This is a genomic window from Mucilaginibacter xinganensis (assembly GCF_002257585.1).
GTDB classification, from domain to species: domain Bacteria; phylum Bacteroidota; class Bacteroidia; order Sphingobacteriales; family Sphingobacteriaceae; genus Mucilaginibacter; species Mucilaginibacter xinganensis.
Genome location: NZ_CP022743.1, coordinates 3,513,683 through 3,533,841 on the forward strand (window position 1 = coordinate 3,513,683; position 20,159 = coordinate 3,533,841).

Below are 20,159 nucleotides of genomic sequence, written 5' to 3' on the forward strand. Positions count from 1 at the left end.
CAAACCAACTTGATAGCGTCTCTAAAAAAATATCTTCCAAAAAACATCTTTCCTTCCGCAGTGAAAGAAAGGCCCGTAGTTGAAGCTTATGATATATGGGCCGATAGTTATGATCATCAGCCGGGCAACCTTATGCTTGACCTTGATCAACTGCTGCTCAGCCAACTCCTCGTTTCCGCTGATGTAAATGGTAAAGATGTAGCCGATATTGGCTGTGGCACCGGGCGGCACTGGCCTTTTATTTTGAATCAGGATCCGGCCAGTCTTACCGGCTTTGACGTATCGCCGGGGATGCTCCACAAATTAAAAGAAAAATTCCCTGCTGCAAAGGCGCATACAATTACAAATAATCGTTTTTCAGAGATTCCAGGCGATAGTTACGATGTCATCCTTTCTACCCTTACCATTGCGCATATTGAAAACATTGAAGAGGCGCTTCAATCATGGTCGCGCTTATTAAAGCCAACCGGCGACATCGTTATAACTGACTTTCACCCCAACGTGCTGGCTTCAGGCGGGCAACGTACTTTTAAACATCATAACGGACATATTGCCGTACGAAACTTTGTACACCCCGTTGATGCCCTCAAAAAGATTCTTTTAAAATGCAATTTCGTTGTTGCTGCAGAGGTTGAGAAGCGGGTTGATGAATCGGTAAAGCATTATTACCAGCAGCAAAATGCGTTACATGTTTATGATAAATTTAAGGGGTTCCCAATCATTTACGGGATCCATTTCAGGAGGGGTTAATGATCCTGCGGAATGTAAATATGGTTGGTAGCAACAAGCCGGTAAATATCCGGATTGAACACGGTAAGATCGCTGAAATTACTATTGATTCAGACCGAATGCCGCACGAACAAAATCAATTTTCATTTGACAAGGCTATAGTATTTCCCGGCCTGGTGAATTCTCATGATCACCTGGATTTTAACCTATTTCCGCAACTTGGCAATAAAAGTTATAATAATTATACTGAATGGGGAAAACATCTTCATGCTGAATACCATAACGAAATAGCAGCGGTACTCCAAATCCCTGCCTTGCTGCGATCTGAATGGGGCATGTATAAAAACCTGCTATGTGGTATTACAACGGTAGTTAATCATGGCGAAAGGTCCGGTTTAAAAAACCCGTTGATCAACATTTTTGAAAACAGCCATTGTTTACACTCTGTACAATTTGAAAAGAACTGGAGACGAAAATTAAATAACCCGGTAAAAAAATCGATCCCCGTAAATATTCATATCGGTGAGGGGATCGACGCTATCTCATCTGAAGAGATTGATCTGCTTATAAAATTCAACCTATTCAGACGAAAACTGGTGGGCGTTCATGCGGTAGCCATGTCGGCAAAGCAGGCTGAGAAATTCGAAGCATTAGTATGGTGCCCCGAATCGAATTATTTTTTATTGAACAAAACTGCTGATATAAATGAGTTAAAAAAACACACCAGGATATTGTTTGGAACCGACTCGACATTGACCGGCAGCTGGAACATTTGGGAGCACTTGAGCTTAGCGCGAAAGACGGGATTATTGAGTGATGAGGAGCTTTATCACAGTGTAAATAAAACAGCCGCAAGCACCTGGCAATTAAATTCGGGTGGCATTATTGAAGGACTTGCTGCGGATCTGGTTATTGCAAAACAGCAGGAAAACCAAACAGGGTTAAATAATTTTTTCTCTACTACCCCGACCGACCTTTTAATGGTTATTCACAACGGCGGGATAAGGTTGTTTGACAAGTTGATATTGCCCCAGCTACCCGAGACAGACTTAAAAGGATTTAGCCAAATTTATCTCGACGGTGCCTGCAAGTATGTTAAAGGCAACCTACCAGCGCTTATTAATAACATAAGGGATTACTGTCCTGACGCTAACTTTCCTGTCACTGCTAAAGAATTGGTGCAAATATGAACCTGCCACAGAAAATAGCTTCAAAAGCACATCTAAAAGCGCGGTATATTTTGACCGATATCGGGCATAAGCTGGGATTTTACAGGCGTTTTTACCAAAAAGCACGCGGATGCAGGATAATGGTTTATCACGGAATTTGCAGGCAAGACCACCTTAAATTAAACACGTTATTTATCACCAGGAAAACTTTTGAGGCCCACCTTAAATTTTACAAAAAACACTTTAATATTATTTCGCTGGCAGATTATTATCAGCAAAAATTCAGTGCAGATAAATTCAACATCTGCCTAACATTTGATGACGGTTTTGCAAATAATCATAAGTATGTGTTGCCGTTGCTGGAACAGTATCAAATACCTGCCACCTTTTTTATCACAGCGATACAGGCCGCAGGTTATGACATTTTATGGAATGATTTTTTGGCGATGGCAGGAAAATACGGCCCTTCAAAAATAACCGTTAGCGACACTCATTATGTTAAAAATCGCTTTAATAAATATATTTCCACCGTGGACGGTGTAAACCTGGCTGACGAGCTTCGTGGATGTGGTTTTGAAAAAAAAAGACAGATAATGAAGCAATTGTATTCCATTATTCCATTTAAAAACCGAAAAAACGATGAGGACTACTGGAAGCAAATGACACCCGCTGAGATAGCATCACTCGCCGCATCTGACCTCGTAACCATTGGCGCCCATAGCTACTACCACAATGACCTGGCACGGATAAATATCACCGATGCTGCCGAAGAACTGGTACTTTCAAAGCTATACCTTGAAAATATTATTGAAAAAAATATAACCGGCTTTGCGTTCCCTTATGGCTCCTATAATCATCAGGTTATTGCTGCTGCAAAGAATGCAGGATATAAACAGCTGCTGGCTACTGATTTTAATTCGCCGGATGACAAGGATGATCCTTTTATGCGCGAACGTTTTACTGTAAATCCTTTTATATCCGTCTTTAATCAAATGTGCGCAACAGTGAAAGGCAGCTATGAGTAACCGTCGTGAAAATGGCCTGCACACAGTAGAACGGTTAAATGCCTCGAATTTAAGTGAAGTCGAAAAACTCTATACCATTGTTTATAATAAACAGGTTGTGCCGGGTTACTTTGCAAAAAAATACAACACCGCATTTACGGGCATTGGGTACACCGGATATATGGCGTATAACCCACAAGGGGTTCCCATAGCTTTTTATGCAGTGATTCCATGTTTTATAAAATGTGGCGGGGAAATTATCCTGGCTGCACAATCAGCAGATACAATGACTCACCCTGACCATCGAAATAAGGGCTTATTTATTGAACTCGCACTTACTACTTTTCAATTGTGCCGTGATTTAAATATCCGGCTGCTTTTTGGGTTTCCTAATCAAAATTCACTCCCCGGTTTTGTAAACAAACTTGACTGGCAGGTGGCCCATACAATGGATTGTTTCATTATCCATGCCGGGAGTTTCCCATTCAAGACGATTATGGGTAAAATACCCCTGCTAAATAAGCTTTATACCAAATACCAACAACATACACTGACCCATTATTTTTCTAAACAGACCGGCATCAGTAATTCTGTATTTGAAAACGGTTACGGTGGTATTTACCGCGATGAGTCCTATTTAAAATATAAAGCTTATGGAAATACAAGCGTTCTTCAAACAGGCAATTCATTATTATGGATAAAATTTAGCGAAATACTTTTAATTGGGGACATTTTAGTGCAGCCAGATGATTTCGATGACATGATCTACACTTTAAAAAAACTGGCCCGAAAGCTTGGCATCAGGCAAATTCATTTTCATACGTCCCCGGGTACAACGCTGCACGGTTTATTTGCCATGCGCTTTAATTCGACCCCTTCGTTTCCGGTAATATTCAAGGTTTTAGGTGATGATTTGCAAACAGGTAAAATTAAATTCACATCAGCAGATATAGATACTTTTTAAAAGCGAATAATTGATATTATGAGATACGTTTCAGTCGGATACACACAATCATTGGAGTTTAGCTCGCCTGAGGCCTGGTTAAAAAGGATTGAAGGATACACCGGCATACTGGAGTGTTTGGCTGAAGAAAATACCGTTTATAGTATCAACCAAATAAATTATGAAGGGCAATATAGCTACAAAGGCGTACAAAACCTTTTTGTAAAGCCTGGCGACAGGAAAACATTTTTCGCGCGGAAAATAAACAAGCTGGTAAAAAAACTCAACCCGGATGTGGTTATTATACAGGGCCTACATAATCCGCTCCAGGTAATTCAACTGGGTATTATATTAAATGGCAAAACGAAGATCATTGCCCATCATCATGCGGAAAAGCCGATGCCCGGCATTAAAAAATATGCGCAAAAATTGGCAGACCTCTTTATCGACGCCTATTTGTTTGCATCAATGGACATCGGATTGGATTGGGTAAAAAACGGTAATATTTCATCGGCCAAAAAAATTCGCGAAGTAATGGAAGTTTCTTCAAATTTTCGTCCTATTAACAGACAGTTAGCTAAGCAGAAAACCGGAGCATCCGGCAATCCTGTTTTTTTATGGGTGGGCCGGCTAAATCAGAATAAAGACCCTTTAAATGTGGTGAAGGGCTTTTTGGAATACATGAAAACACAGCCCCGCGCCCGCCTATACATGATATACCATACAGACGAACTGCTGGCCGACATAAAATGCATTCTTAAAGATCACCCCAATGGAGTTGCAATTACACTACTTGGAAAAATTGAACACGAGGAGTTGTTATATTGGTTTAACAGCGCTGATTTTCTAATCTCCGGTTCGCATTATGAGGGCAGCGGTACAGCTGTGAGCGAGGCGATGTCATGCGGATGTATACCCATAGTAACGGATATACCATCTTTCCGGATGATAACAGACAATGGTAAGTGCGGTTTGTTGTATAAAGCAGGTTCCGAAAAGAGTTTACTGGATGCCTTAGATAAAATTTGGGAATTAAATTTGGCTGAAAAGCGGGAATTATGTTTGAATTATTTTAGGGACCGTCTATCCTTCCCTGCCATCGCCAGTAAGATCAATAACATTGCGAAGACGTTGGTTTAAAGACTAATTTTTCTTATATCCTGATAGCCGGCAAAACCGGGCAACGTCAATCAACAAATAAACTAATCATGTTTTTTGCTACTTGTTGTATAGTGCACATCAAAACCGGTTCATGATCTAATTTTTTATCATTAAGGAGCGACAGCAACCTGGTATTCATTTCATCATGGCTGTTCACAACATGGTGATGCCGGTAATTTTTTTCCATGGGCTTAACAAATGAAACCACCTGTGCCCCACCATATAGCGCTTCGCATAATACAGCTCCAAATCCTTCGTAGTTGGACGGATGTAAGAATACTTTTGAATGCTGCATTAGCTTCAGTACTTCTTTGTGCGGCAATTCCCCCTTAAATGTGATATTATTATCCAGCCCTTTTGCGTGCGTTAATGATCGCAGCCAGTCAAGATCAGGGCCTTTGCCACAAATCACCGCTTTAATACCCGGATGAAATTCTTTTAAATAGCTTATTGATTCTACAAACAGATGGTACTGTTTTAACGGAATTAATGCCCCCGCCCCCAAAACATCGATGTGCCGCCGGGTAGCCGCTGCACTAAATAAAGTGGTATCGACACCTACCGGAATCACGTGCAGCGGTGTTACACCATAATTTTTTTGCAGCTCCTTTACAATAAAATCCGAAAGTGCTATCAATTGTTCGCCGTTAGGTTTTATCCATTTAAAATACTTGTTATACTTTTTTGCGTCCTGCCCCAGCAACCAGCTGTAATGTAATAAACCATGCTTTTTAGCAAAACGACTCCCAACAAATGCACATTCGCCAAGCCAAAAGCTCAGTAAGCCAGTTATTTGATATTGCTGGTGCAGTAGTTTTAGCGCCAGCCATGCTTTTCGCCACGTTAATAACCGAAAGATGCGGCCTTTGTCTTTACCCCCAATTGAAATTACCGTTACCCCGTGCCATTCGTATGATGACGCAAAAAAGGGATACTGAAAAGTTAATACAATTATATTAAGCCCGGGACAAACTTCTTTCAACGCTTTTACAAAGACTTGCTGCGGCGGCAAACAAGCCGTATCCGACTTATCTTTTGGAAAGCCAGGACTAAGAATTACCAATGTTTGCTTCTTATGCTTCATCAAATGTTATTACTTTATTACAAAACCCGAGGCTGGTCTTATTATGGGTTATAAAAAGGATCATTTTACCCTGTTTTGTAAAACACTGCAAGCGCCTTAAGATTTCACTTTCTGATGCCTGATCCATTTCGCTAAACGGTTCATCAAGAATTAACAGGTCGAAATCATGATATAATGCTCTTGCCAGCATTAGCCGTTGCCGCTGGCCGCCGCTTATATTCTTTCCACTCTCGGTAATCATCTTATCAAGCCCCCATTGATAGTTGTCCAGCAACTGGTCAACCCCGCTGCATGAGATAGCCGATTCCAGTCCTTTTTGACAATAGTCATAATCTGAAAGGCTTATGTTCTTAAGTATGGTATCGTTTATTAAAAAAGGTTGTTGCTTAACGTATGAGATCCTGTCGCGCCAAAGCACCCTGTCTTCCTCCCCTGATACTGCATTATTGATGCAGATACGGCCTTCATCCATTTGTAAAAAGCCAAGTAAAATATTAACTAAAGTTGTTTTTCCTTTACCTGAACTCCCCGAGATCCCAATGAAATCTCCGGGATTTATTTTAACGTTCAGGCCTTTTAAAATGACCTGCTCTTTATATTTAAAACCAACATTTTCAATACTTACGGAGTTGACTGTATTGGTGGTTTTTTGGACCGGATGGTGCTTTGCGCTGCGCTCATCAGGCAGCAGATCTGATAAGATGAACTGGTAGGTTTTTATTTGGCCCGAACTATTCAGAATTTTCACAATACCGGGAATGATCTTATAAGCTGCAGCCATAAAGACGCCTATAGTAAGAATATTTACCGGCGGTGCGCTTGACGAAAGCTTATTGATTGCTATCAATATTAAAAAGCCAAAAACGGCGAAGATTTCCACCAACCGTGGTGGAAGACTTTGTAAGGTTTGCTGGGTGGCTATATTCTCATTTAGCTGTTGCTGATAAGCTGCGTAACGGCCCGAAAAAAACTCATTTTTGTCGTAGATATTGCTTTCAATATAACCGGCTAATGACTCATGCAGGTGTTGCAGGGTTTTCTCGCTCGCGATTTTTACCTGGCTGCGTACACTTTTCAATTTCCGGCGAATATGCCATCCCAGTAAAACTACCGGCGGCAGCAAAAGCACAAACAACAAAAGAAATAAGGTGGGATGATAAAACGATATGGCGCAAATAGTAAAAAAAATCAGTATAAATTGCGATACAATTTGCTGAATATTGGTTAGGATATAATGACTGAACTCAATAGGTTGCTGGCTGATATGCCTGATTTGAACAGAAGAATCAACAGCGACAAAACGGCCGTAGTCTCCCGATAAATAATTTAACAAATTCCTTTTTGATAACCTTGATGATACGCCGTAGAAAAAATGATGCTGCGATTTCAACCCCATGTAAGCGAAAATATTCTTGCCGCTAAAAAGAATAAAAAAAACAGCAATGAGCCATAAAGAACCAGGGTTTAGCCACGAATTTGGTAGAAAAGACAGTTGAGCCGGTATAGCATTCTTTGTATAAATATTTAGTACAACCAGCAAAGCTGCTAAAAACGCGATATCCATCAGCCCAATAAAAAGGTCGAAGACGATAAGCCTATATAGCTTAATCTTTTCCCGGCTATTTAAAATAGCTGAAACATCTGCTAAAATTTGCTTCAATTGCTTAAGGATGTACTGTGATTGATTGGATTATATACCCTTATTACAGTACGCGAACGCAATGGGATTGGTTGCCTTAAGCTAAAATTGAACCATGATCACAAAAAATGCGATCATGGTTCAAAGAAATATTAAATCCTGTTGATGGAAATATCTTCGTGTACTTCGACAGTTTTGCTTACGATCGTATCTTTCTCCTCCATGATGGCTTTCCAAAATCCAGCTGCTAAAAGACCACCCAAAATTGGTGCGACTATAAATAACCATAGCTGGCTAAGCGCTTTACCACCGGATAATAATGCCGGACCAAGGCTGCGTGCCGGATTTACAGAAGTACCGGTTATAGGGATAACTACCAAATGAATTAAGGTAAGCGACAAGCCGATAGCTAGGCCTGCCATGGCTGGGTTGGCTCGCTTTGCTGTGGTTCCAAAAATAACAATAAGGAATAAAAATGTAAATACAGTTTCGGCTATAAAGGCTGATTGGGTAGAATACTTACCTAAATATGTCTCGCCCCACCCATTTGCACCAAGCGCGTATTCGCCCATTGAAAAACCTGGTTTGCCGGATAACAATAAATACAAGATCCCTGAGGCGCAAATCGCCCCGATACATTGAGCTATTACATAACCTGCGCAATCTTTAAAACTCAGTTTACCCGCTGCCAGCATTGAAATTGAAATGGCAGGATTAATATGACAGCCGGATATAGGCCCGATTGCATAAGCCATTACAACCACGCTAAGGCCAAAAGCCAGTGAGATGCCTAAAAGTCCAATTCCGGATGGGGGAATTCCATCCGCGTTTGCCCCTGCAACAACAGCAGCACCGCAGCCGAATAATACCAAACAAAATGTCCCGATGAGTTCAGCAACATACTTGGTTAATGGTTTAGTTTCCATAATTTATCAAAGATTAAGGTTTAAAATTTAATAAATATAAAAAACTAATTATCAATCAGTAAAACTAAAGGGAATAAAAGTATCAGCTAAATGTTATAGTAAAATCAGTTTTCTCGCGAGTTATAGTTTTTAATGAGAAATCAAAACCATGGTTAACCAGAATTTCTCTTACCAGGGTTAGGCCTATCCCCTGCCCGTCTTTTTTGGTGCTGAAAAAAGGAGAGAAAAGATTAGCCGTTTGCGCCGGACTTATACCTGCCCCAGTATCAGATATTACCAGACTTTTCCGGTTGGCGGTAGTGGTAAAAGTAATCTGACCTCCGGTTTCAATTGCTTCAATTGCATTTTTAACAATATTAATCAACACCTGTTCCATCTGCTGGTCATCCGCCATTATTGTGAATTGACCGTCTGTTAAAACAAACTCAAATTCGATTTGCTTTTCCTGTGCTTTAACACCCATCAATTTTGCAACCGAGGTGATTAAATGATGCAGGTTAACGGGTTGCTTATTTGCAGGGGGGAGTTTTACCAGCTCGGCAAAGTTTCGCATGAAAAAATTAAGATTCTGGTTGCGGTCAACAGCTACCTGCAATGCATCCTTCAGCGTGTTGAACTTGTGGCCTGCCCATAGCTGATCAGTTTTCAAGGCCGACTGCATGATAGAGTTTACAGGGCCAACGGTATTATTAACTTCATGCGCCATCATCCGGATCACTTTACCATAAACATTCTTTTCGGCGGCTACAATTTCGGCGGTCAAATCCTCTATCATAATAAAATGCCGGGAAAACCCACGGTCAATAAAATGCGATTTTTGGAGTTTATAGTTATTTATCCCATCAGCTTTAACCATAACGGTTTCGCCCGATCGTATAAGTTTTATCTGTTCAAATAATGGATGTTTGAGTTTATCAATAGGATAATTGAGTACCCTGTTTGCTTCTGATCCTATAATTTGCAATGCTTTTGGATTGATTTGCTGCACCTTATCGTCATAATCTAAAATAACAATCCCTGTTGGCGATGTAAATATTAGCTTTTCTAAAAAGAAATGCTGCTGTTCCTGCCGGGTACGCTCTGTTCTCAGTTCATCCATCATCTGGTTGTAAACATCCGTTAGCTGGTCAATTTCATGCTTGCCGGTTGAGAGGAATTTCACATTAAAATCACGGTCCTTTATCGCATCCACACCCTGCATCAGGGTTTTTAAAGGCTGGATCAACTGCCTGTACAGCTGTATTGCTATAACTATTGAAATAATTACAAACACCTCTGAAACAATAAACCAGATCTTATCCTTATTAAAAATAAAATAGGTAAGCACTAATGCTACCAGGTGCAGTATTACAACAAATAAAATATATTTAGTCCTCAGCCTCATCATAAGGGATTTGGTATTTATCCAGGCGGCGGTACAAAGCGCTGCGGGTAAGGCCCAAAGATACCGCTGCTTTTGCAATTTTATTTTTATGATACTCCATTGCCCGTTTTATCATCTCAACCTCAACTTCTTCCAGCGTCAACGTTCCTATGCCCGGCAGCTGGATATCCCCCTTTTTAACAGGCGACAGCTCCAGTTGCGATCGAAAATCGTCGATATCCAACTCATCGTTTTTACTCACTAAAATAGTTCGTTCCACAATATTCTTCAATTGCCTTATGTTACCGGGTAAAGGTAATTGCTGCAGCCATTTCATAGCACCGGGTGCTACCGAAAGTGACGGCCGCCTGTAAATTTCTTTTAAATTATCAATAAAGTAATTCACCAGTAAGGGGATATCTTTTGGCCTGTCACGCAGGGCCGGCAAATAAACGGTTATTAAATTTATGCGGTATAATAAGTCTTCGCGAAAGGTGGTTCTGCTTACCATTTCGTTCAGGTTTTTATTGGTAGCGCAAACTACGCGAACATCAACAGTTTTGGAGCGGCTGCTGCCTAATACTTCATAGGTTCTATCCTGTAAAACCCGTAACAGCTTTACCTGGCTCCCGGCATCAAGATCGCCTATCTCATCTAAAAATATAGTTCCCTTATTTGCCATTTCAAACCTGCCGGTACGGTCAAAACGGGCATCGGTAAAGGCGCCGCGCATATGGCCGAACATTTCGCTTTCAAATAGCGAGGTGGAGATGCCGCCCAGGTTAACCTTTATAAACGGCTTGTTTTTACGTAAACTATTTTGATGAATAGCTTCGGCTATCAACTCCTTTCCCGTACCGCTTTCTCCCATTATTAATATGGATGCATCAGTGCCGGCTACCCGGCCAATGGTTTCTAAAATATTCAGCATTTTAGGGTCTTCGCCAATTATGTGCTGAAAGTTATAGGTTTTATCAAGCTGCTTACGGGTATGGTGTTCGGTCTTTTTTTCTTTCAGGTCGAGCAGCGTTTTAACCGATTGCAGCAAATGATCATTACTCCATGGCTTATTAATAAAATCATTGGCCCCCAACTTCATCCCCTGCACAGCAAGCTCGATACTTGCCCAGCCGGTTATCAAAACAATAGGAATGGAGGAATTTAGCTCTTTAATTTGGCCAAGCAACTGCATTCCTTCCCTGCCCGAGGTATCATTAGAAAAATTAAGATCAAGGATGATCAGCTGCGGCTCGTTCTTCTTTATACTTTTTATAGCCGTAGCTGGTTCAGCACAGTCCACTACATCATAACCCTCGTCTTTTAACAACAGGAGTAATGAGGTTCTTACCGCAATATCATCGTCAATTACTAATATCATAATTTAGTACAAGTATAATTATTCTGAATCGGGATTAAGCGGATCAGACGATTTATCGGATACCCCGGAATGCTAAACAACATCCAAAAAATCCCTTAGTCCGCACAATCCCGGTTCAGGTGTTAATCCTCGTGCAACGCCACCGCAGGATAAATAGCAGCGGCTTGCTTACCGGGATACAGCGAGCATAAAAATACCAGCAGGTATATAAATATAATGGAAAGAGCCATCGCTACCAGGTAAATTCCCGCCGCTAAATCAAATACGTTAAGCAAGGGCATTTGCACTGCAAAAAAAGCCCCTATTATTAAGGAAAGCGTTGCCAAAATCATTGACTCTGTTATCAGTTGCGTTGATACCGAACTACCCGTTGCGCCTACAGCCCTGCGTAAACCAATCTCGCCACGGCGCTTGTTAATGTTGTACCAAAGCACACCGAACAGCCCCAAAGCCACGTTAATTACTAAAAACCCGCCTACTATACCCAGAACTATCATTGGCACAACCGTAAAATAATTAGCCTCTACCCGCTTCTTGGTAAGGTGTTCAATTTCCACATTCGAATTTTTCATATAATTGGCCAAAATTTTGTAAAGCCGCGCTTCAAAAGCAGCCGTGGTACCCTCATTAACGCGCACCATTATACGTCCGAGCCAATGGTACGAGCCCGTATCCACCCGGTGATAAACCCCATAGCCGGCAGGCCTATAATCGCCATTTGCTTTAATTCCTTGTATCACACCGATGACTTTCATTAATTTCTTGTCATGACCGGGTTGGTCACCGTCGCCAATCAGCTTTCCTACGGCCTGGCCGGTTCCAAAAAATTTCTCCTTTAAGTCTGAGCTGATAATAATGGGCTGATTTTTTGCAACCATATCTGCCTTATTAAACCAGCGGCCTTCCAGCAATTGCGTTGTCATGGTGGTGTTATACGTGTCATCAACAGTATATTGGTTTACTCCACCTACCTGCTTGCCATTATAGTTTGCGCCGCCCTCCCAGGAATTTTGAGAAAACGGAACATTATCGCTGCAAAAGCTTATTTCCTTTACGCCGGGCAATGCCCTTAAATTCTGGCTCAGCGTTTCGTAATAAGTATCAAGCGAATCGGTATTGGAGGTTTTAAAGGCATTATTGTAGCTTACTACCCAAACGTTTTTATATTCAAAACCCATTGGTTTTTTATAGTTGCTATAATAATATACTCCCAAAGTAAAAACCGCGAAGAGTACAAGGAATGAGAATAACATCTCGGACATTAATAAAAAGTTTTGTTTCTTTTTATTCCATATCAGTTTAAATAAATGCTTGAACATAATATTTTAATTTAAATGATTTGACAATTTTCATTGCGCTTTCAGCGCGGTTACTACGTTCAGTTTTGACATGCGCCAGGCCGGGTAAACACCGGAGAGCAGGCCAAAACAGAAACATATCAGCAAGCCAATGCCCAGGACAGTAAAGTTTAATGTTAACACCAGGTTCGGGATCAGGTTGGCACCATTTAGCACCTGCAATGCAATAATCGATAGTACTACACCTATAAGCCCCCCTAATAACGTTAGTATAATATTCTCCACAATAAACTGGTAAACCAACGTGCGTGATGATGCTCCAAAAGCCTTACGCACGCCAATCTCCGAAGAGCGCTCCATTATACGGGTGATATTAATGTTGACCAGGTTGAGCGTAGGTAACAGCATTACCAGCAAAGCAAAAATGCTGATTGCCGTAATCGCTATAGTCATACCGGAATGCTGTTCATCACCGGCGTCAAGATAACTGCGGATATAGGGATCGGCGTGGCTGTATATTTTAATTACCTCCTTACGTGGCAATGGCAGCCTGTTTACCATATCCTCGTACTCGTTGTGCATTTTAGAGACATCCGCTTTTGAATTTGCAAGGAAAACGCCAAAAAAACCGCCCTGGTAACCCTTATCTTTCCTGAAATCGGTTTTTGCTACCGTGTATGGCAGGTATATATCGCTGTAAACCATATAGCTGGTTATAGGTACATTTTTCACCACTCCGGTTACCCTGTATTTAACATTGTCGGCCTCAATATATTTGCCTACCACCGAAGACACATCCCCAAAATATTCTCGTTTCATATCTTCCGAGATTACAGCAACTTTATCGGCATTATCAATTTGCTGCTTGCTGAATGCGTTACCTTCGGTAAAATCATATTCCATTATGTCCCAATAATCTTCATTGGTGTATTTATAATTTACTGCAATTTTCTTGTTATTTACATAGGTATTAGTGCCGCTAAAGCCCGATGAGATGCCCACTTTAACAGGGGTTTTCAAAGCGCGGCCGTAGTGATCTAAAAGGTAAAATGACACGGGACCTGAACTCCTTCCATCTTTCATACTTAGCTGGATCCGGGACACATATAATGAGCGGTCGCGCTTTTTATCAGGATAGCTGTCACCTACCACTTTATCAATAAAGGCGGTTAATACCAGCAGGATGGTAAGCGTAAAGCTGATCCCAAACAAGCTGATAAAGGTGAAGAATTTTCTCCTTCGTAAAACTGCTATGGCTATTTTGAAATAATTTTTAAGCATAATTTTAATTTTTTAGGCTGATTGACTACTGAACCTGTGAACCATCAAATAAGCGAACCAAGCGATGGGTTTTGTGCGCCATATTTTCATCATGCGTAACCATTACTATAGTAGTTCCATCTTTTTGGTTAAGCTGCATCAGTATGTCCATAATTTCGTTACCCATGGCGCTGTCAAGGTTACCGGTAGGCTCGTCTGCCAGGATAATTTCCGGGCGACCGACTATAGCTCTCGCTATAGCTACACGCTGTTTTTGTCCTCCCGATAGTTGATTAGGAAAATGTTTTACACGATTTGAAAGGCCCACTTTTTCAAGCGCTTCAGTAGCAAGCTGTCTCCGCTCCCTTGCAGAAACATTGCGGTAAAGCAATGGCAATTCAACATTGTCCAATACCTGCAAGTCGTTTATCAAATGGTAGCTTTGAAAGATAAAGCCGAGCTTCTGATTGCGAAAATGTGCCAGCTGTTTGTCTGACAGGTGATCTGTTTTTTGATCAGCTATCGTAATGGCTCCTTTTGATGGCAAATCAAGCAGGCCCATTATATTGAGCAGCGTGCTTTTACCGCAACCTGAAGGGCCCATAATAGAAAGAAATTCTCCTTTGGCTATCTCAAGGCTGATACTGTTTAACGCCAGTGTTTCTACCGTATTGGTACGATATACTTTTTCGATGCTTTGTAAGCTTATCATTTGTTTAATTATTAAATTGGTGAATTAGTGACTTTTTATTCTTTGATTTAAGTATTGTTTAATGTTCTACATTTCTCTGATCTTAAAAATTACCTTGGCTTTTTACCTTTCCCCGTTTACCTTTCCCCTTACTTACAAGTTATTTTTTCGTTCTTTTCGAAGTCATAAAGTGACAGATAGCGCAACTGGTAATAGGCGCTCCAAAAATCGCGGAGCGACTGCACATAATCGCGCTTGGCCTGGTCGTTTTCCTGGAAAGCAATGCTGAGGTCAGTTATACTTAAGTCGCCCAAGACATATCTTTCCCTGGCTATTTTGTATTTCTCTGATGCAATACTATCAGCTTCTGCAGTAAGCGCCAGTTGATCTTTCATTACGTTAAACAGCGATACCTGGGTAACTATCTGCTGCTTAAAAGTCTGTTTGTCCTGCTCAACCGAGTATTCAGTAAACTTTTGATTTGCTTCTGCAGTCTTTATTTTAGCTTTCGACCGTCCCCAATCAAGCACCGGAATGGAGAACTGTAATTCCACCAGTTGCTGATTCTGCGGTGACCGATAAACCCCCACAATATTTTTCGCTGAATTTGACGTGCCGATATTGGCCGTTAACGTAGCTGTTAATCCCGTTTGGCCATGTGCAAGGGCAACGTCTCGCTTTGCCTCGGCAATACGCCGCATAAAAGCGATAGCATCTGACCTGTTTGCAAATGCTTCGGTCAAAACCCTGTCGGCTGTTACGCTCATCTGGCTGATGGTTTCGGGCACCTGTAACACAATTTTTTCATCGCCTTCGTGTCCTATGTAGCTGCGAAGGTTGAGGGTGGCAATTTCCATATCGCGTTTGGCTGTGCCTACCGCTTTTTTTGCGTTCAACTGCTCCAGCTGTAACTGCAGGATCTCATTTTTTGACACCTTACCCAGGTCGAACTTCAGGTTAGCTATTTTCAGGATCTTTTGGGTATTTATGAGGTTTGCTTCGGCTGTTTGCAGGTTTACCTGGGCAAGCAGCAGATCAAAAAAGTAGCCGGTTACAGTTATGGAGATCTGCTCCTGCGCTTCAATATAAGCCTGCCTGCTTTCGTTGTATAACAAGGGCTGGATCTTTTTATCCCACTTCAGGCTGTTGAACTGACCTAGCGGCTGACTAAAACCTATTGCATAAGGAACGCCATTATACAAAATGCTGTTCCTGTCAAAATCATCAAAGCGCTGCATTTGGGTTTGCCCATAAATAGTAGCACCGGTTGCTGTTATGCTTTGGCTGAAGTTTAATGTTAGGGATGAATTATCATAATGAATTGGTTGGAATATTATGGTACCATCAGGCTGTACAACCGGGGTGCTAGTCTTGCTATAGGCGGGCAAATTGCCATTTAATGATAACTGCGGCTGATAGTTTGATTTAAAGGTACGCCACTGCCAGTATTTGGTTTCGCGGGTGGTAACGGCCTGTTTGGCTGCGATAGAATTATCTTTGGCCATGGCAACCACCTCCTTCAAAGTAAGCCTTGTTGAATCAGCCTCCCCGCTGCAAAATGCGTTGAGACTGATAGTTAAAAGTAATATTGTGTATAGAATTTTCATTATTTCTGAACTAAGATTTTTAAGATTCGAGGATTGTATATTTTTTTGCGCTTAACCAATCTCTGATTAACTAACCTCTAATCTCTACCCTCAATTAATACTTATCTCCTTTGAATTTTTATACCCGCTCATATCCGAATTGATCACTACATCGCCCGGTTTAACGCCGTCCTTAATCTCCACAAAATCAAAATTGGTAAGGCCTATATGAACAGTGCGCCTTTCAGCTTTGCCGTTGTTTACTACATAAATATCCTGCAAGTCGGGGCCCTTAAAAGCCGGGCCATTTGCAACGCGCATAATATGATTATGGGTCGCTGTCACCAGGTAAACATCTACTTTCATATTTGGCCGAAGCTGTTTGTTGTTGCGCTCATCCAACTGGATATCGAACGAAATGATGCTGTTTTGGATAGATGGGGATACATTTACCACATGACCGCGTAACTGAACTTCGTTTATCAACACAATAACCGGTAAGCCGGTATGCAGCTGATCGAGCGAGTTATCAGAGATGCTACCCTGCACTTTAAAGCTGCCCAGATCGGCAATCCGGGCTAATGATTCTCCTTCGTGCACGTTCGCACCTATATTACGGTTAACGAAGGTTACCACACCAGCCCGGGTAGCCACAATATTTGCAAGGTTTAATTTACGTTGCTGCGCCACGAGATCGCTGCTTAAAATATCGGCTGCTATTTCGGCCTCCTTTATCTCTATCTGCATGGTTTGCTGCTTGTTTTTCACTTCGTTTTCAAGCTGTTTCTTTTCAAGTTGCGCAACCTTTAAATTCAGTTCCGCCTGCTCAATACCTTCGCGGGTACCACCGCCGGCTTTAAATAAACGTTTGGCATTTTCTACTGCATCGGCAAGATTATCAATACGCAGCTTTTTGATGTCATTGTTCGACTGGATATCGTAAAAGCTCTTGTTCAGATCGAGCTTCAATTTTTTTATTTCATTTTGTTTTGATTCCAGCTGAAATTTAAGTTTCTCGAAATCGGTTTGCGTAGCTGATTTATCAAGTGTAAGTATTGATTGACCTGCATTTACTTTTTTACCCGCATCCATAATCACATTTTTTATAGATGCATTTATTGGGCTGGTCAGGATCTCTTCAAACTCCGGCAACACCTCGCCGGTGGCATTCAGCGTATTTTCAATATTGCCGGTTTCAACAACCGCGGTTGTTATTTCTGATTTTTTTATGGATGATTTTAATGTTGTTCTGACTATCCATATTAAAGCAATAAGCACCGTTAAGCTTATTAAAACAATACCAACCGTTTTTCTTTTTCGTTGCGATGTAACTTCCTGTGTAATTTCCTTATCCATTATAGTACCTTGTATAGCATAGTTACTTGCAATAGCCATACCAAAGTATAAAACCTGATTTTCAGGTATTTATATCAAAATGAAAATTAAAAAGTGATCGATATCGGACAAAAAGTTTAAAACCGAACTAAAAAAGCGAAAAAAAAATAGAAATTGGACCAATATTAAAAGAAGGTTTAGCTTACCAATCGCCGGTTGAAAACATCCTTTAAAGCCCGTTTTGCAGCATGATAACCACACATACCATGTACACCTCCCCCGGGCGGGGTTGAGGATGAACAGATATAGATCCCTTTTGCAGATGTTTTGTAAGGCGACCATCGCAGCACAGGCCGTGTGAATAATTGGCCGAGATCTATTACTCCGCCGTTGATATCGCCGCCAATATAATTGGGATTATATTCTTCCATTTGAACGGTATTCATCGTGTGGCGGCCTAATATTGTATCCTTAAAACCGGGAGCAAACCGCTCAACCTGGTTTTCTATTGTCGCGGTCATATCTTTTTCAGACCCATTAGGCACATGGCAATATGCCCATGCAGTATGTTTGCCCTGAGGAGCGCGGGATGAGTCCAATATACTGGGCTGAGCCAGCAAAACATATGGTTTTTCCGGATGTTTTCCATCCCAAATCTGCTGCTCACCTTCTTCTATTTCTTCAAATGTATTTCCAATGTGGATGGTTCCGGCTTTACCGCATTCAGCCGCTTTAAACGGGATAGGTGCATCCAGCGCCCAATCAACCTTAAAAACGCCCATCCCATACCGGTATCGCTCCATTTGCCATTTGTATAACGGCGAGAATTTGTGGCCGGCAATTTTAAGCAACTGCCTTGGCGTAACATCAAACAAAAAGGCATGCGCAGATGGCAATTGGTTTAATGAAGTTATATAGGTATTGGTCTCTATTTTACCGCCTATTGATACAAAGTAAGAGGCTAAAGCATTGGCTATTTGATTTGACCCGCCTTTGGGAATAGGCCATCCCTTTAAATGTCCGTTGGCCATTAAAACCAATGCAATCGCAGAGGTAGCCAAATTACTTAGTGGCTGAATGGCATGTGCCGCCATACCTGCAAATAAACCTCTCGCTTCAGGTGTTTTAAAACGCTTTACCAGGTGACTCGCCGATGTTAAGGCAGGCAAGCCAAATCTCGCCATGGCTATCGGGTGCATGGGAAAGTGCAAGGGCCCCAAAACATCGGCAGCTATGACAGGCCAGTCTTTCACCACCGGCTGCATCAATTTAAGGTACGTATCAGCATCTGCCCCTAATAACCGGCCAGTCTCTTCAATAGAACCAGTCAGGATGGCAGCAGTGCCATTATCTAATGGATGGGCCGCAGCTATCTCAGGATAAATATATTCGAGCCCATGCGCAGCCAATGGCAACGTTTCAAAAAACGGCGACGCTGCAGCAAGCGGGTGAACTGCTGAACAAATATCGTGCAGGTAACCGGGTAGGGTAAGTTCTGCAGTGCGCAAGCCGCCGCCTATCGTTGGTTTACCTTCGAGCAATAAAACCGACAATCCGTTTTGCTGCATTAAAATAGCAGCCGCCAAACCATTAGGCCCAGATCCAACTACAACAGCATCGTAATCGCGCTTTTTCAGTTGCATTAAAAATCAGAATAAGCCGTTGGGTGCAAAAAGAAGATATCAGCCTTTGAAACATTATTTTGAAATTCCTTTTTCGCTACAAGCACCTTCCATTCAGGGTCATTTGAAAAGGCATCCCAATGTTTATCCCTGTCGGCCTTGTTGTTAAAGGTAGTCATGTACATCAGGTTTGGCATATGGCTTCCTGCTAATACTTCAGCGTAAAAAACGGCATTAAATCCAAGCCGCTTAAAAAGCGCAACTTCGTTACCATCGTTAAACATCTTTACCTTGTTCACATTATATTTTTCTGTCGCACTTTCATAGCTGCGCAGTTCATAAACCCTGTCGGTTTTGTTTGCCGTAAGTTCAGGAACGGCAGGTGCCGGCATTTTGGGGAAAGCGCTCAAAAGAACAGTTTCAAGGCGGTTAAAAGGGGCTTCGTTATGCGCGGCATCAATATAATCTTTGCCATCGGCAAGGTACTGCTGATCTGCAGATAATTGCTGATCGACTTTTTTTATCTGCTCAAACGTTTTATAGGGTATTAACACATAAACCTTTTTGCCTGAAGTATCCGCCTCAACCAGTTTAAACACACCGATACTTTTTACCCCTACGCGGTGCAGGGCTGGCAAATAAGCATTTTGCAGGTAATTGTCCAAACGGTCTTCCTGTGCCTGGGTTTTTAAATGATAGATCTTCAACTGGTAGTAATAACCATCAGCCGCCCTGGCTGATCCGCTTGTGCCAACGCAAAGGAGCGCAGTTAAAAAAATCAATAGATAATAATACCGGGCAACGTAAGATGAACTCATATTTAGTTTAATTTGGGTGAATTTAAGAATTTTATAATCGGATATGGCGTAAATTTATTTAAAGCCGGGGCAACTTTATAACTGCCGGTAACTAATTATTTCCTTAGTAGCCTTTTATTTCTACTGCCCTGGTAATTATCAGCATCAAACAAA

Annotated in this window: 17 protein-coding genes; 5 read left to right on the forward strand and 12 right to left on the reverse strand. The window is 41.6% G+C overall.

Annotated elements, in window-relative coordinates; all coding sequences use genetic code 11:
• Positions 1-60 precede the first annotated feature (60 nt).
• The 5 genes from MuYL_RS15400 to MuYL_RS15420 are packed head-to-tail and all read left to right on the forward strand — an operon-like array spanning position 61 to position 4,985.
• Complete coding sequence (locus MuYL_RS15400; RefSeq protein WP_157740874.1) at positions 61-750, forward strand: class I SAM-dependent methyltransferase; 690 nt, start codon at positions 61-63, stop codon at positions 748-750.
• Positions 750-1,919, forward strand: coding sequence for an amidohydrolase family protein (locus MuYL_RS15405; RefSeq protein ID WP_094571419.1), 1,170 nt, complete (start codon positions 750-752; stop codon positions 1,917-1,919). The genes MuYL_RS15400 and MuYL_RS15405 overlap by 1 nt, the downstream gene beginning before the upstream one ends.
• Positions 1,916-2,923 (forward strand): polysaccharide deacetylase family protein, encoded by a 1,008-nt coding sequence (locus tag MuYL_RS15410; protein ID WP_094571420.1) that lies wholly within the window; start codon positions 1,916-1,918, stop codon positions 2,921-2,923. Before MuYL_RS15405 ends, MuYL_RS15410 begins: the two co-directional genes overlap by 4 nt.
• Complete coding sequence (locus tag MuYL_RS15415) at positions 2,916-3,866, forward strand: GNAT family N-acetyltransferase (protein ID WP_094571421.1); 951 nt, start codon at positions 2,916-2,918, stop codon at positions 3,864-3,866. The genes MuYL_RS15410 and MuYL_RS15415 overlap by 8 nt, the downstream gene beginning before the upstream one ends.
• 18 nt (positions 3,867-3,884) lie before the next feature.
• Entirely contained in the window at positions 3,885-4,985 is a 1,101-nt protein-coding gene (locus tag MuYL_RS15420) for a glycosyltransferase family 4 protein (RefSeq protein ID WP_094571422.1), read from the forward strand.
• 46 nt (positions 4,986-5,031) lie between these two features.
• On the opposite strand, the gene MuYL_RS15425 is transcribed toward MuYL_RS15420, so the two are convergent.
• The 12 genes from MuYL_RS15425 to MuYL_RS15480 form a co-directional block, all read right to left on the reverse strand.
• Positions 5,032-6,090, reverse strand: a complete 1,059-nt coding sequence (locus tag MuYL_RS15425; RefSeq protein ID WP_094571423.1) for a glycosyltransferase family 4 protein — start codon at positions 6,088-6,090, stop codon at positions 5,032-5,034.
• Positions 6,080-7,750, reverse strand: a complete 1,671-nt coding sequence (locus MuYL_RS15430) for an ATP-binding cassette domain-containing protein (protein ID WP_157740877.1) — start codon at positions 7,748-7,750, stop codon at positions 6,080-6,082. Before MuYL_RS15430 ends, MuYL_RS15425 begins: the two co-directional genes overlap by 11 nt.
• 131 nt (positions 7,751-7,881) lie before the next feature.
• Positions 7,882-8,655: an aquaporin Z gene (gene aqpZ / locus MuYL_RS15435; RefSeq protein ID WP_094571425.1), complete on the reverse strand. Its 774-nt coding sequence runs from the start codon at positions 8,653-8,655 to the stop codon at positions 7,882-7,884.
• A gap of 82 nt (positions 8,656-8,737) precedes the next feature.
• Positions 8,738-10,042, reverse strand: a complete 1,305-nt coding sequence (locus tag MuYL_RS15440) for a sensor histidine kinase (protein ID WP_245845574.1) — start codon at positions 10,040-10,042, stop codon at positions 8,738-8,740.
• Positions 10,023-11,396, reverse strand: a complete 1,374-nt coding sequence (locus MuYL_RS15445; protein WP_094571427.1) for a sigma-54-dependent transcriptional regulator — start codon at positions 11,394-11,396, stop codon at positions 10,023-10,025. The genes MuYL_RS15440 and MuYL_RS15445 overlap by 20 nt, the downstream gene beginning before the upstream one ends.
• A 122-nt stretch (positions 11,397-11,518) precedes the next feature.
• Positions 11,519-12,715 (reverse strand): ABC transporter permease, encoded by a 1,197-nt coding sequence (locus MuYL_RS15450; protein ID WP_094571428.1) that lies wholly within the window; start codon positions 12,713-12,715, stop codon positions 11,519-11,521.
• 30 nt (positions 12,716-12,745) lie between these two features.
• Complete coding sequence (locus MuYL_RS15455; protein ID WP_094571429.1) at positions 12,746-13,975, reverse strand: ABC transporter permease; 1,230 nt, start codon at positions 13,973-13,975, stop codon at positions 12,746-12,748.
• Positions 13,976-14,000: 25 nt separating this feature from the next.
• Positions 14,001-14,666: an ABC transporter ATP-binding protein gene (locus MuYL_RS15460; protein ID WP_094571430.1), complete on the reverse strand. Its 666-nt coding sequence runs from the start codon at positions 14,664-14,666 to the stop codon at positions 14,001-14,003.
• A gap of 128 nt (positions 14,667-14,794) precedes the next feature.
• Positions 14,795-16,252, reverse strand: coding sequence for a TolC family protein (locus MuYL_RS15465; RefSeq protein ID WP_094571431.1), 1,458 nt, complete (start codon positions 16,250-16,252; stop codon positions 14,795-14,797).
• A gap of 90 nt (positions 16,253-16,342) precedes the next feature.
• Positions 16,343-17,626 (reverse strand): efflux RND transporter periplasmic adaptor subunit, encoded by a 1,284-nt coding sequence (locus MuYL_RS15470; RefSeq protein WP_245845577.1) that lies wholly within the window; start codon positions 17,624-17,626, stop codon positions 16,343-16,345.
• A 137-nt stretch (positions 17,627-17,763) separates the two neighbouring features.
• Positions 17,764-19,209, reverse strand: a complete 1,446-nt coding sequence (locus tag MuYL_RS15475) for a phytoene desaturase family protein (protein ID WP_094571432.1) — start codon at positions 19,207-19,209, stop codon at positions 17,764-17,766.
• The gene (locus tag MuYL_RS15480) at positions 19,209-20,006 is read right to left on the reverse strand and encodes an NIPSNAP family protein (RefSeq protein ID WP_094571433.1); all 798 of its coding nucleotides are present in this window, start codon (positions 20,004-20,006) and stop codon (positions 19,209-19,211) included. Before MuYL_RS15480 ends, MuYL_RS15475 begins: the two co-directional genes overlap by 1 nt.
• Positions 20,007-20,159: the final 153 nt, after the last annotated feature.